The following is a 14,182-nucleotide window of genomic DNA, read 5'->3' on the forward strand; positions in this document are numbered from 1 at the left end:
AGACTTGAAACAACATAAAGGAGCACATGCTTTTCAGAGTGAGCATCACACGGTGGTTACTATAGGAACTTTTGACGGGGTGCATATTGGCCATCAAAAAATTATTGAAAGGCTGGTAAATTCGGCTAAAGCAGGTAATCTTGAATCTGCCATCCTAACCTTTTTTCCTCATCCAAGAATGGTGCTTCAAAAAGACACAGATATTAAATTGATCAACACCATTAGGGAACGAAAGGAGATCCTGGAAAAATCGGGTGTTGATCACTTGATCATTCATCCGTTCACCATTCAGTTTTCCAGGTTGAGCGCCCAGGAATTTGTTCGTGATATCCTGGTGAACCGTTTAAAAGCAAAAAAAGTGATTATTGGGTATGATCACCGGTTTGGACGCAATCGTACGGCCGATATTAATGATCTCCGCAAGTTTGGGGAGCAGTATGATTTTGAAGTGGAGGAGATTTCCAAGCAGGATGTGGAAGAAGTAGCGGTGAGTTCTACCAAGATAAGAAAAGCCCTCATGGAAGGAAAAGTTGAAAAAGCCAACCGCTATCTTAGCTATCCTTTTGCGCTGGAAGGAAAAGTAGTTAAAGGCCGCGGCCTGGGGAAAGAATTTGAGGTGCCAACGGCAAACCTTCAGGTAGAGGAGGAGTATAAACTGATTCCCGCCAACGGGGTATATGTGGTAAGGTCAATGATTGAGGATGACGTATATTTTGGAATGATGAGCATTGGCACCAATCCTACTGTTGGGGGTACGGAAAAGACGATAGAAACGCATTTTTTCAATCTTGATAAGGATCTTTACGGTGCCTATTTAAGCATTGAAATGTTGACAAGGATAAGGGATGAGAAGAAATTTGATTCTGTGGATGGTTTAAAGATCGCCATGAAGCAGGATGAAGCTTTCTCGAAGCAGTATATCAAAGATAATTATGCTGAATAAATGGCTTTTTACCCGGATTGATAATTCGGCTTTGATAGTTTTCCGGATCCTGTTCGGGGCTCTTATTGCCATTGAAGCTTTCGGAGCCATTTTTACCGGTTGGATCAGGCGTACGCTGATGGAACCGGAATACACCTTCAATTTTATCGGATTCGATTTCCTGCAGCCGCTTCCCGGCAATGGAATGCTGTGGTACTATGCTGTCATGGGCTGCTTCGGTCTTTTGGTAATGGTAGGATTCAAGTACAGGTTCAGCATGTTCATGTATACCATTATGTGGGCTGGGGTGTACCTTATGCAAAAATCGTCTTACAACAACCATTATTACCTGTTGATGCTGTTGTGTTTTCTTATGATTTTGCTTCCGGCGCACCGGTTTGCATCGGTCGATGTGAAGAGAAGTCCTGATCTTGAAAAGCATTCCATGCCGCAGTGGTGCTGGTTGTTGCTGGTGCTACAGCTGTGGATTGTCTACACTTATGCGGCCATCGCTAAATTATACCCCGACTGGTGGGACGGGACTCTGCCCCGCATTCTGATGAGCGCAAGAAAAGATTACTGGCTGGTAGGTGATTTTCTTCAGCAGGAATGGGTGCATTATACAATTGCCTATTTCGGATTCCTTTTTGACCTGTTGATCGTGCCACTCATGCTATGGAAACGAACGAGGATCTTTGCCTTCGCGGCTGCCGTTTTCTTTCACCTGTTCAACAGCTTTATCTTTCATATAGGTATTTTTCCATATCTATCCCTGGCTTTTTTGTTGTTCTTCTTTCCTACAAAAAGGATCAACAAATATTTCCTCTGGAAAAAGCCATTTTATGATAAAAACGAAATTGAGGTTCCCAATTACAAAAAGCCTCTGGTTGCTTTCCTGGCAGTGTGGTTTGTGGTGCAGGTCTCACTGCCCCTTCGCCACTGGTTTTTTCAGGACAATGTATTGTGGACTGAAGAGGGGCACAGGTTGAGCTGGCGCATGATGCTGAGGTCAAAATCTGGCAGGACAACCTTTAAAGTAGTCGATAAAGCCACGGGAGATACCATCACCGTTGATAATAGTAAATATTTAAGCAAGAAGCAGATGGGGTCCATCGGCACCAAACCCGATATCATCTGGCAGTTCGCACAACGCCTGGAAAAGGAATATGCCGAACAGGGGAAAGAAGTGGAGGTGTACGTAAACAGCAGGGTGAGCGTGAATGGAAGACCTTATCAGCGATTAATTGATCCCAAGGTGGATCTTGCTGCCGAAGAATGGAAACATTTTTCCCATAACGACTGGATTTTACCTTCTTCCCTGGACTAATCTTTACAGGGCTTTTGTTACTTTTGCTCTTTTAGCTGAAAAACCGTTTCAGCAAACAAAAACTCAAAAAGAAGTATGTTACAGGTAGCCAACATTAGAGCGAACAAAGAAGCGTACATAGAAGCGCTTAAAAAGAGAAATTTTGATGCAGCCGGGATCTTTTCTGAAGTGCTGGAACTGGATGAAACACGACGTTCCACCCAGGCAGAACTCGATGATACTTTAGCTGAATCTAACAGGATTTCCAAAGAGATCGGTTTGATGTTCAAGAATGGGGAGCACCAAAAAGCAAACCTTCTGAAGGAAAAAACTGCCGGACTAAAAGATAAATCCAAAACCCTTTCTGAAAAGCTGAACGAAACTTCTGAAGCTTTAACGAAGCACTTATACAACATTCCAAACATCCCGAACGACCTGGTTCCTGCCGGCGTTACAGAGGATGATAATGTGGAGGTTTTTAAAGAAGGAGAAATTCCGGTATTGGCCGAAGGTTCTTTGCCGCACTGGGAATTGGCGAAAAAATACGATATCATAGACTTTGAACTCGGAAACAAGATCACCGGCGCCGGATTTCCGGTTTACAAAGGAAAAGGAGCAAGACTTCAACGTGCTTTGATCTCTTACTTTTTAGATAAAAATACGGCAGCGGGATATACCGAATATCAAATGCCGCTGTTGGTTAATGAAGCTTCAGGATATGGCACAGGTCAGTTGCCCGATAAGGAAGGCCAGATGTACCACGTGACAGAAGATAATTTGTACCTTATTCCCACAGCTGAAGTTCCGGTGACGAATATGTTCCGGGACGAGATGCTTTCTGAAGATGTTCTTCCGGTAGCCTGTACAGGGTACACGCCGTGTTTCAGAAGGGAAGCCGGGTCTTACGGAGCGCACGTTAGGGGGTTGAACCGTTTGCATCAATTTGACAAAGTAGAGCTGGTACGTATCGAAAAACCTGAAAATTCTTATGCCGCTTTAGACGGAATGGTAGAGCAGGTGAAAGACATTCTTCGTGACCTTAAATTGCCTTACCGTATTTTACGTTTGTGTGGAGGTGACCTGGGATTCACGTCTGCACTTACCTACGATTTTGAAGTATTCTCGACTGCCCAGGATCGCTGGCTGGAAATAAGTTCTGTTTCCAACTTCGAAACTTTCCAGGCCAACCGACTCAAACTAAGATATAAATCTGCCGACGGAAATAAACAACTGGCGCACACTTTAAACGGAAGTGCACTTGCGTTGCCACGAGTACTCGCCGGGATCCTGGAAAACTACCAGACGCCTGCAGGAATTAAAATTCCGGAAGTGCTGGTACCTTACACAGGATTTGATATGATTGATTAAAAGAAATTTCATTATTAATATAAGACCTCGCAGGTTTTCAAAACCTGTGGGGTCTTTTTTTTTCGCGGAAACTATTATCCTCCTCTCCTACAATAACGTACAGCGCAATTTGTTATCTTTACACAAATTCATTTCATGCGTTATTTTCACCTCACAGTATTAATTTTTCTTCTGAATTTTTCCGGCTATTCGCAGACAGGAGAGCTGGCGAAGAACTATTATGACCAGGGGGAATATGAAAAGGCATTACGCACTTACAAAAAGCTGATAGATCAGAACCCCAGTAATGTTACTTATTTTATTGGGATGATTTCTTCCTATCAGCAACTGGAGAATTTTTCAGCAGCAGAAAAGCTATTGCTGGAGCGGCTAAACACTACTGCCAATGCTCCCAACCTTCTCGTGGAACTGGGGCATAATTATGAACTTCAGGAGAAAGAGGAGAAGGCAGAACAGTATTACCGGGAGGCTTTGAAATCCATTGAAGCCAGGCCAAACTACGCCTATTCCATTGCGCAGAGTTTCGAAAGGTACAGTCTGCTTGATAAGGCTATAGAAGCTTACGAAACCGGGATGAGGCTCAACCCCGATACCAATTATAATATTCAGCTGGCAAGGTTGTATGGGGAACAGGGAAAGATCGAGGCAATGTTTAGTAATTACATAGATCTGGTGGGGCAGAATGCATCATTCTTACCCACAGTAAGAGGGATGTTTGGCCAGTTTATTACAGAAGATCCGGGGAATGAATCCAATATCATTTTCAGAAAATTACTGCTGAAAAAGCTTCAGGAAGATCAGGACATCCTTTTCAATGAAATGCTTAGCTGGCTCTTTATGCAGCAAAACGAATTTAAAAAAGCCTTTTTACAGGAAAAAGCCATTTATCGAAGATCTGAAGAGAATCAGTTAGGCAGGATCATTCAGCTGGCAGTCATGTCAAAAGAGGAAGATCCCGAAACGGCTTTGGAAGTACTTGATTTTATTGTAAATGAAGCTCCTTCAGAAGATATTGTGCTGCAGGCACATCAAATTAAACTTTCGGTTCAGCAGGAAATAGCAGATCGAAAAGAATATGCATCTATTGAAAAGGCTTACCGGGATTTGTTGGAAACCTATGGAAAGGGATCGAAAACACTGAGGCTTCAGATATATTTTGCTAATTTTTTGGCCTTCAAAAAAGAGGAAAAAGAAGCAGGGATTGTGCTTTTAAATGAATTGCTGGAAAATAACCTTCAGAAGTTTGAAGAAGCGGCTGTAAAAATGGCTTTGGCAGATATTCTTGTGCTGGACGAAAAATTTAATCAGGCACTTATCTATTATTCCCAGATCCAGAAACTGGTGGAGAATGATGTAATGGCGCAGAATGCCCGCTTCAAGGTGGCAAAAACCAGCTATTACAAGGGAGATTTTAAATGGGCCACCACCCAGCTGGATGTTTTGAAATCTTCCACTTCTCAATTGATCGCAAATGATGCGATGGAACTGAGTTTGCTGATAAGTGACAATTCGCGCGAAGATTCCACTCAAACCGCTTTGAAATTATACGCTAAAGCCGATCTGCTTTCTTTTCAGAATAAAGATGGAGAGGCGATAGAACTCCTGAATTCTATTCTGGAGAACCATAAAGCTGAAAAAATTGAGGATGAAGCTTTGCTCAAACAAGCTCAATTATTTGAAGCTGTGGAGGATTTCGATAACGCTGAACAAAATTACCTTGCAATCATTGAACACCACAAAAACGGAATTCTTGGAGATAACGCACACTTCGGACTTGCTGAGTTGTACCTCGATAAACTCAACCAGCCGGAAAAGGCCCAGGAGTTTTATGAAAAAATTATATTTAATTACGCCGATAGTATTTACTTTGTCGACGCCCGAAAAAAATACCGGGTGTTGAGAGGAGATCAATTGGAGTAAGATTCAAAATTTCTTCTCTTGGGTAGTCAAAAATTCTAAATTTTCATATTAGATGTACATATACAACGTCACGACCAATATTCAGGAAGATGTCCATGAAAAATGGTTTAAATGGATGAAAGAAGAACACATCCCGGAAATGCTAGGCACGGGAAAATTCACAAAAGCCGTCATGACCAAAGTACTCGTGCAGGAAGAAATGGGCGGGATTACCTATTCGGTCCAGTACACTACAGAGAGTAAAGAACTGCTTAAGAAGTACTACGAAGAAGATGCTGCCACTTTACGAGGGAAGACAAAGCCTTTTGAAGGGAAGTTCGTTTCCTTCAGGACAGAGCTCGAGGTGGTGAGTGAGCAGTAGCCTCTTCACAAAATCTATAGTATTCATAAGTTAAGGTTTTTCAGGGCTTAACGTGAGCAGCAGAAGGTGCTTCCTCCTCGGGGAAATGATAAAAAGCAAATAAATGAAAGGAAAATACAATAAATCCAACTCCGGAGCGTCCGGATTTTCTTCCGGAAAAAAGCCGGCGGGAAACGAAGTTCCCGAAGGTGAGGTAAGAGCAAAAAAACATCTTGGTCAGCACTTTCTTAAAGATGAAAACGTCGCTTCAAGAATAGCAGATACCCTGCACTACAAAGGCTATGATTATGTGCTGGAGATTGGTCCGGGAATGGGAGTGCTCACCAAATATTTGCTGCAAAAAGATGCCGATGTTAATGTGATAGAAATTGACAGGGACAGTGTGGTTTATCTTCACGAACACTACCCGAAATTACACGGAAAGATCCATGAAAAGGATTTTTTAAAATACGACGTAAGCGAGATCTTTGGTAGTGAACAGTTCAGTATCATCGGGAATTTCCCGTATAATATTTCTTCTCAGATCGTATTCAAAATGCTGGAACTTCGGGATTTTGTGCCCGAGTTTTCCGGAATGTTTCAGAAGGAAGTAGCACAGCGAATCTGCGAAAAGGAGGGCAGCAAAGCGTACGGAATCCTTTCGGTTTTGGTGCAGGCTTTTTACGAAGCAGAATATCTGTTTACCGTACCGCCTTCAGTTTTTAATCCGCCGCCAAAAGTAGATTCAGGAGTGCTTCGGCTTACCCGGAAAGAAGATTTTTCACTTCCCTGCAATGAGAAACTGTTTTTCAGGGTGGTAAAGACCGCTTTTCAGCAGCGAAGAAAAACACTTCGCAACAGCCTCAAAATTTTTCAGCTGCCCGATGATATCAAAGAAGATGGTATCTTTGATCGTCGTCCAGAACAGTTAAGCACCGCCGAATTCATTGAATTGACCCAAAAAATAGAACCGCATGCAATTTCAGATCAGTCAGGAATTAGTTGAACATATTTGCAATCTTATAGAAGAGGGCAGGGATGATGAACTGCTGCTGTATCTTGAGGATGTGCACCACGCCGATATTGCCGAGATCATTAATGAACTTGAGCTTGACCAGGCGACCTATATCATAAAATTACTTGACAGCACAAAAACTTCCGAAGCCCTTATGGAGCTGGAAGAAGACGTGCGGGAACGCATCCTCGACAACCTTTCTGCCAAAGAAATTGCCGAGGAGCTCGAGAATATGGATACCGATGATGCCGCCGATATCATCTCTGAACTTTCGGAAGAGCGAAAGCAGGAGGTGATCGGGCAAATTATCGATGAGGAACATGCCGAGCATATCGTAGAACTGTTGCGCTATGACGAGGATTCTGCCGGTGGTTTGATGGCCAAAGAGCTGGTAAAAGTGAACGAGAACTGGAGCGTGACGGGTTGTATGGCCGAGATGCGTGCCCAGGCAGAAAATGTTACCCGCGTCCATTCCATTTATGTGGTAGATGATAAAAACAAATTGAAAGGGAGGTTATCACTCAAAGATCTCCTTACCGCCTCAAGCAAAGCCAATATCAGTGATGTTTATATTGAAAATGTAGATTATGTGAACGTGCATACAGATGGCGAAGAAGTGGCCCGCATCATGCGGAAATATGATCTCGAGGCAATTCCCGTGGTAGATGAAATGGGTCGGCTGGTAGGCCGCATTACGGTAGATGACATCATGGATTTTATGCGTGAAGAAGCCGAAAGGGATTACCAAATGGCTGCCGGTATTTCTGAAGATGTAGAGGCAGATGATTCCATCCTGCACCTCACCCGCGCAAGATTGCCATGGCTTGTTCTTGCCCTTTTCGGAGGCTTTATAAGTGTCACGGTGCTGGGGACTTTTGATACTGCCATGCAAGAACATGGCGCCTTGTTCTTTTTCGTTCCGCTAATTGCTGCGATGGCGGGGAATGTAGGCGTGCAATCATCGGCGATCGTACTACAGGGCCTTGCCAACAAAAGCTTGCGCGGCTCCTTGTTCAACCGACTTATAAAAGAAGTTTTGTTGAGCCTCCTTAATGGTTTTGCGCTGGCTATTTTACTTATTCTAGGTGGGATATTTTTCCTCGGCCTCGATTTCTGGTTTGGGCTAACCGTGAGTGTATCGCTGGTGGCGGTGATCATCATCGCCTCCCTCATTGGCACGTTTGTGCCCATTGTACTCGATAAATGGGGGATCGATCCCGCAATGGCCACCGGGCCTTTTATTACCACCAGTAATGATATTTTTGGGATCCTTATCTATTTTACGATTGCCAAAGTAATTTTAGGATTTTAATAATTATGGGGGCTGCTGCGCACCGGGCTTTCCGCTGTATTTTTTGCCCAAAAAGGCAAAAAAGATGCCGCTGCAATCCCTGCCCCGGTTTTAATGGAACCGTAATTCCTTATTGGTTAAACCTGGCTTTAAGTTTTTAATCATTGGTGGTTTTATCAACTACAGATATTCTAAGGTAGAAAAAATAGATCTTTGTTCTTGTTTCTTGAAGCGCAGCGATCCTGATTCTTTTCATAGCTTTGTAGTGAAATTATTTTTCTCAGAACCCCAAAACATTAATTTCTTCCCATGAAACCAATCAATCCTAAAGAAAAACTTACCCGTTTCAGTCAGCACTGGCATCCGCATCAAATAGCTGTGGTCAATGATATGCAGGTTTTACTGGCCAAGGTGAAAGATGAATTTGTGTGGCATGAACATGAGGAGGAAGACGAGCTTTTCCAGGTGCTAAAAGGTACTCTTTTGATGCAGTTTGAAGACAGAACGGAAACTGTAAAAGAAGGTGAAATGATTGTGGTTCCGAAAGGAATGCGACATTGCCCAAAAACCGAAAACGGGGAAGAAGTCCAAATCATGCTTTTCGAGAAGCTCACTACCAAACACACCGGAAACGTTGAAGATTCCCTTACTGTAAATGACTATCCAAAAATATAATTCATGATCATCCTTCACGCCGACAGCAACCATCCGACTTTGATAAAACACCTGGCAGACGCGGGGCATACGAACATAGAAGCTTATAACCAGAGCGAACAGGAAATACTCGAGAATCAGCATCTATACGATGGAATCGTGATCAGGAGCCGCTTTAAGATCGGAAAAGAGTTTCTGGATGCTGCACAAAATTTAAAGTTCATTGCAAGGGTAGGGGCAGGTCTAGAAAGTATTGATGTGGAATATGCCGAAAAACAGGGAATTGCCCTTTTTTCTGCCCCCGAAGGAAACCGGAATGCCGTTGGCGAACATGCGCTGGGAATGTTACTTTCCCTATTTAACAAACTCAACCAGGCCGACAGGCAGGTGCGGGAAGGCCTGTGGTACCGGGAAGCCAACCGGGGTGTGGAGCTGGAAGGTAAAACCGTGGGGATCATTGGCTACGGAAATATGGGAAAAGCCTTCGCCAAGAAATTACGAGGTTTCGAGGTGGAGGTTTTGTGCTATGACATCAAAGATAAAGTAGGTGATGAAAATGCAAAACAGGTAAGTCTGCAGAAACTTCAGGAGAAAGCAGATGTTTTAAGCCTTCATACACCCTGGACTGCCGAAACTAATAAAATGATCAATAAGGATTTCATAAATGGTTTTGCCAAACCTTTCTGGTTTATCAACACCGCCCGCGGAAAAAGTGTCGTTACAGCCGATCTGGTTGCCGCGCTGCAAAGCAAAAAGATCCTGGGTGCCGGACTGGATGTACTGGAATACGAAAAATCCTCTTTTGAAAATCTGTTTTCAGAAGAAGAGCTTCCCGAAGCCCTTCAGGAATTATTGCTGATGAAAAATGTTATTTTGAGTCCGCACGTTGCTGGTTGGACAGTAGAATCCCATGAAAAACTGGCAAATACCATTGCTGAAAAAATTATCAACAAGTTTGGGAAAAGTTCATGACCTTAGGATATTTTATACTAAGATCTTTAATTCATTTTTTTAAAGGCTTTGAATTTCCCGAATCTTAATTATTATACTATAAAGTTATCCGTTAAATTTCTATTGGAGCTTCTTTTAAACCAGTAAGTTTACTTTTTATGAAACCACAGCACCTTACCTTTGCAGGTTTTAATTTAAACATAAACCACATTGAAAGATTTCTTCTATTTCGTAAAAGGGAATTTAAGGCAGGTAAGTTTTGGTTGGCTGCTTACTTTTTTATCCAGCTTCGGTCAAACCTTTTTAATTTCTCTCTACGTTCCGGAAATCATCAGAGCCTTTGAAATTTCTGAAGGTGCCTTTGGAGCCATTTATGCGGGCTGTACCCTTGTCGCATCTTTTATCATGCTCACTGTGGGCCATACGGTAGATCATAAGCCGGTGAAAAAAGTCGCCGGATTCACCATTTTAGCCCTGGCCATTTCCTCTATAATCCTCGGATTTTCCTATCACATTGCTTTTCTTTTTGTAGGCTTGATCGGGCTCCGGTTAACGGGCCAGGGGCTGCTGAGTCATATTAGTATGACTATAATTTCCAAGTATTACGATGAAAACAGGGGGAAAGCCCTGAGTATTTCTTCTCTCGGATATTCGGTTGGGGAAGCAGTTTTTCCAATTGTTATTGCTTTGATCATCTCCTGGTTTGACTGGAGAGTGGCGGCGATAGTGAGTGGGGTGGCGCTGCTGCTATATCTTATCAGGTTGAGGTTTACAGATCTGGAGCATTTTGACCGGCAGTTATCGGGTGAAGGCAAACCTTCTCCGTTCTCTTTAATGAAAGATTATAAGAAAATTGTTTTTGACAGGAAATTCATGGTCATGGTGCCGGCGAGTTTTATCTTAGGCTTTTCCAGTACGGCCATCTTCTTTTACCAGTATGTTTTTGTTGAAAGCCAGGGTTGGTCTGTGCAACTTTACGCTACCTTTTTTACGGTATATGCCGCTACCAGATTTCTGTTTTCTTTGTTCGGCGGACTTTGGGTGGATAAATTCACAGCCAAAGTATTGTTCCGTTACTATTTGATCCCCATGACGCTAGGACTTGTGCCCTTTGCTTTAATGGATAGCATTATGGGTGCATTTATTTTCCTGATTTTAGCCGGGATCACTACCGGGGTAGCCGGAACAGTAAAAACCTCCCTTATTGCTGAAATTTACGGAACCGAAAAAATGGGTGCTATAAGAAGTGTCTTTTCAATGTTTATGGTCGTCAGCACCGCACTTGGCCCACTCATAGTAGGATTGCTTATAGACGCCGGAATCAGCTTTACTATCATCATGTTATTGATTTCCGGGGCAATGTTACTTACGGTTTTAAACTCACAGCGGATCAGGATTTATTAAGAGGAAAGGAATTTACAAGAACATGCTAATTGTAGAATACTGAAAAACACGTCATTATGAACTTGTTTCAGAATCTTTTCCTTTCAGAAGAATCTTTTTAAAGCATTAAAAAAGGATTGATTCTCCCAAAATTTATTCAGAAAAATCAATCCTCCACAATGTTTTGTACTCTTCCCACTTCGCCGCTTTCCAGCCGCACTTTAATCCCGTGGGGATGTGATGGAGATTTTGTAAGAATGTCACGAACCACTCCTTCCGTAAGTTTTCCGGTTCTTTGATCCTGCTTCTGCACAATTCTCACTTCGGTTCCGGGGGAAAGTTCCCTATGCAATGGCTTCATATTTTAAATATCTTAAAATTTATGTTGCTTTAAATTTCAAAGCAACAATCAGGACACTCCATCACAGCATCACTTCTTCACAGCATTACCCCTGACTAATCTCTATTAAAGCAGATTTAATAGGTTCATCTCCTTCAATGGCTTCAAAAGTCTTGTTTTTCGCCAAAGGATCTGCAAGTGACATCACGAGTAAAAACGCCACGTCATCACGCGAAATTTCTCCACGTTCCACTTTTTCGGCTAATTTTACTTTACCCATTCCGAGGTCATCGGTAAGTGCTCCGGGACGAACTATGGTGTAATTAAGTCCGCTGTTACGAAGATATTTATCGGCTTCAGCTTTGGCTTTCAGGTAATGTTCAAGTTCTTTATGTGAAGAGGGCTCATCGGCGCCCATAGCACTAAGCATCACAAATTTCTTCACTCCGGCTTTTAAGGAAGCATCAATGATCTTGATTGCTCCTTCTTCATCTACCGCGGTAGTTTTGTCAGGTCCTGTATGCCCGCCCGAGCCGGCTGCAAAAATAACTTTATCAACGCCTTTTAATGCGGAAGAAAAATCATCCTGCTCAAGGTCGGCCAGGACAGATTCCACGTCCATATCATCAAATACAGGCTTCTGTTCCTTTTTTCTAATCATTGCCACAGGTTCAAAACTCTGTGAATTATTCAGTATTTCTATAATGCGTTTTCCGGTGCTTCCGTTGGCACCAACTATTAAAATCTTTTCCATGGTCTAAATTTTTAATCTGAAATAGAAATATAAGGATCAAAAGAGGAACTGCCAACCCTGTGGCCGGAATAACAATTTATTAACGTCCATTATTTCTGAAACAAGAATCTTAATGAGAATTATTGTTAGCTGAAACCTTCTTTTCCAGTTCCTTCTGAAATTCCTCCAGAACCGGTTTGACCGTACTCTCCGGAAGGTCTGCAATTCGAATGTACATCAACCCATCCACGGCATCGTTGAATAAAGGATCTACATTAAATGCAATTACCTTGGCATTCTGCTTCACGTATTTTTTGATAAGTACCGGCAACCGCAGGCTACCCGGTTCTATTTCATCAATGATCTTATCAAACTTCTGAAGATCGGCTTTGGTCGAATCGAAAACAAAATCCTTGTCTCCATCCTTCAGTTTTACCTTGAACTCCTTTTTGGGCCGAACGAATTGCGCGATGTAAGGATCATAATAATGGGATTTCATGAATTCGATCATCAGAGATTTTGAGAAATTCGTGAATTTATTACTGATGCTCACTCCGCCAATTAAATACTTATGCGACGGAAAACGCAGGGTACAATGCACAATTCCTTTCCAGAGCAAAAACAGCGGCATAGGTCGCATTTGGTAGTCTTTGACAATAAAAGCTCTGCCCATTTCGATGGACTGGCTCATCATTTCATGCAGTTCCTGGTCAAACCTGAAGAGATCCTGAAGATAAAATCCGTTGATGCCGAATTTCCCATAGATTTCCGATCCCATGCCCATACGATAGGCACCGACAATCCTGTTGGTCTCATTATCCCACAGGAACATGTGGTAATAATAATCATCAAAAGCATCCAGATCAATCTGTTTGTTGGTTCCTTCACCAATTTCCCGGAATGTGATTTCCCGTAATCTTCCAATTTCCTGCAGGATATTGGGAATGATCTCTTTTTTAGCCAGGAAAACTTCATAATTCTTGCTTTCAAGCAACCTTTTGTCCATCACCCTGCAGGATTGGACTTCGGCTTTCATAAGTTCTTCATTGGTCTCCTCAATTATTTTTTGAGGAGGTTTGGCTTTTTTAAGGTTTTTGGGAATGCCTTTTAAAAAACTCTTTTTTTCGAATGTATTGGAAAGCATGTAGGTTTTTCTTCTCAGGAAGGCGGTATAGGTTTCCAGGTCTGGCATATCCTGTTGATCCTGCGGAGAAATAGCATTTCCGATACGTACTTTAATCTTCCTTTTTTTCTGAGAAAGCATTTCGCTAGGTAATTTTGCCGTGCGTAATACGTCATTTACTGAAGCGAGCCGATAGAAAAAAGTACTGTTCCTGGCATGAAAATAAATGGGAATTACTGGAACATTGGACTTCTGGATCAATTTCATAGCTGATGCTTCCCAGGGGCGATCCACAATCATTTTATGGTCCCTGTAGGTCGAGACTTCTCCTGCCGGAAAAATCCCAAGCGGCTTTCCTTCCTGTAGATGCGCAATGGCATCTTTAATGCCTGTAAGGCTTGATTGTGCGTCCTTATGATCTTCAAAAGGATTAACGGGCATGATGTAAGGCTTCAATGGATCTATTCTGTGTAGCAGGAAATTCGCGATCACCTTATAATCTTCCCTTTTTTGAAGCAGTAATTTCATCAGGATCATTCCGTCAATTCCGCCTAAAGGATGATTGGAAATTGTAATGAACGGGCCGGTTTTCGGAATTCTTTTCAGGTCTTCTTCGGGTATATCGAAATCTATTTCAAAAGCCTTCAGGATGGATTCAATAAAATGAGTTCCCGACAGGTTCTTCCGTTTATCATATTCCTTATTGATAACAGAAAGTTTAGTGCTCTTAAGCACCATCCATCCTATAGAAGTTCCTAAAAAACCATATTTATCAAGGTTCATGACTTTAGCAACTTCTTTTGAACTTACGATTCCCATACTCGGTCTAAAATTTT

The 14,182-nt window shown here is 42.4% G+C and carries 13 protein-coding genes; 10 read left to right on the plus strand and 3 right to left on the minus strand.

What is annotated here, in order from left to right; translation table 11 throughout:
* Nucleotides 1-4 precede the first annotated feature (4 nt).
* The 10 genes from IE056_RS00085 (at nucleotide 5) to IE056_RS00130 (ending at nucleotide 11,171) form a co-directional block, all read left to right on the plus strand.
* Nucleotides 5-943, plus strand: coding sequence for a bifunctional riboflavin kinase/FAD synthetase (locus IE056_RS00085; RefSeq protein WP_189602586.1), 939 nt, complete (start codon nucleotides 5-7; stop codon nucleotides 941-943).
* Nucleotides 933-2,249: an HTTM domain-containing protein gene (locus tag IE056_RS00090; protein WP_189602587.1), complete on the plus strand. Its 1,317-nt coding sequence runs from the start codon at nucleotides 933-935 to the stop codon at nucleotides 2,247-2,249. The genes IE056_RS00085 and IE056_RS00090 overlap by 11 nt, the downstream gene beginning before the upstream one ends.
* Before the next feature lie 75 nt (nucleotides 2,250-2,324).
* Complete coding sequence (gene serS / locus IE056_RS00095; RefSeq protein ID WP_189602588.1) at nucleotides 2,325-3,596, plus strand: serine--tRNA ligase; 1,272 nt, start codon at nucleotides 2,325-2,327, stop codon at nucleotides 3,594-3,596.
* A gap of 135 nt (nucleotides 3,597-3,731) precedes the next feature.
* Nucleotides 3,732-5,516, plus strand: coding sequence for a tetratricopeptide repeat protein (locus IE056_RS00100; protein WP_189602589.1), 1,785 nt, complete (start codon nucleotides 3,732-3,734; stop codon nucleotides 5,514-5,516).
* A gap of 52 nt (nucleotides 5,517-5,568) precedes the next feature.
* On the plus strand, nucleotides 5,569-5,877 hold the full coding sequence (locus IE056_RS00105; RefSeq protein ID WP_189602590.1) for a DUF4286 family protein: 309 nt from the start codon (nucleotides 5,569-5,571) through the stop codon (nucleotides 5,875-5,877).
* A 103-nt stretch (nucleotides 5,878-5,980) separates the two neighbouring features.
* Complete coding sequence (gene rsmA / locus IE056_RS00110; RefSeq protein ID WP_189602591.1) at nucleotides 5,981-6,862, plus strand: 16S rRNA (adenine(1518)-N(6)/adenine(1519)-N(6))-dimethyltransferase RsmA; 882 nt, start codon at nucleotides 5,981-5,983, stop codon at nucleotides 6,860-6,862.
* Entirely contained in the window at nucleotides 6,831-8,183 is a 1,353-nt protein-coding gene (gene mgtE / locus IE056_RS00115) for a magnesium transporter (protein ID WP_189602592.1), read from the plus strand. Before rsmA ends, mgtE begins: the two co-directional genes overlap by 32 nt.
* A gap of 288 nt (nucleotides 8,184-8,471) precedes the next feature.
* A complete protein-coding gene (locus tag IE056_RS00120; protein ID WP_189602593.1) occupies nucleotides 8,472-8,837 on the plus strand; it encodes a cupin domain-containing protein in 366 nt (121 codons plus the stop codon).
* Between the two features lie 3 nt (nucleotides 8,838-8,840).
* Nucleotides 8,841-9,788, plus strand: coding sequence for a 2-hydroxyacid dehydrogenase (locus IE056_RS00125; RefSeq protein WP_189602594.1), 948 nt, complete (start codon nucleotides 8,841-8,843; stop codon nucleotides 9,786-9,788).
* Between the two features lie 189 nt (nucleotides 9,789-9,977).
* Nucleotides 9,978-11,171, plus strand: coding sequence for an MFS transporter (locus IE056_RS00130; RefSeq protein ID WP_189602595.1), 1,194 nt, complete (start codon nucleotides 9,978-9,980; stop codon nucleotides 11,169-11,171).
* A 145-nt stretch (nucleotides 11,172-11,316) separates the two neighbouring features.
* Here IE056_RS00130 and IE056_RS00135 read toward each other — a convergent pair whose 3' ends face one another.
* The 3 genes from IE056_RS00135 to IE056_RS00145 all read right to left on the minus strand — a co-directional run bounded on the left by IE056_RS00135 (nucleotide 11,317) and on the right by IE056_RS00145 (nucleotide 14,165).
* Nucleotides 11,317-11,511, minus strand: a complete 195-nt coding sequence (locus IE056_RS00135; protein WP_189602596.1) for a YwbE family protein — start codon at nucleotides 11,509-11,511, stop codon at nucleotides 11,317-11,319.
* 85 nt (nucleotides 11,512-11,596) lie between these two features.
* On the minus strand, nucleotides 11,597-12,244 hold the full coding sequence (locus IE056_RS00140; RefSeq protein WP_189602597.1) for an SDR family oxidoreductase: 648 nt from the start codon (nucleotides 12,242-12,244) through the stop codon (nucleotides 11,597-11,599).
* Nucleotides 12,245-12,353: 109 nt separating this feature from the next.
* Nucleotides 12,354-14,165: a GNAT family N-acyltransferase gene (locus tag IE056_RS00145; RefSeq protein WP_189602598.1), complete on the minus strand. Its 1,812-nt coding sequence runs from the start codon at nucleotides 14,163-14,165 to the stop codon at nucleotides 12,354-12,356.
* Nucleotides 14,166-14,182: the final 17 nt, after the last annotated feature.

This window comes from Salinimicrobium marinum, assembly GCF_014651535.1.
GTDB lineage: Bacteria > Bacteroidota > Bacteroidia > Flavobacteriales > Flavobacteriaceae > Salinimicrobium > Salinimicrobium marinum.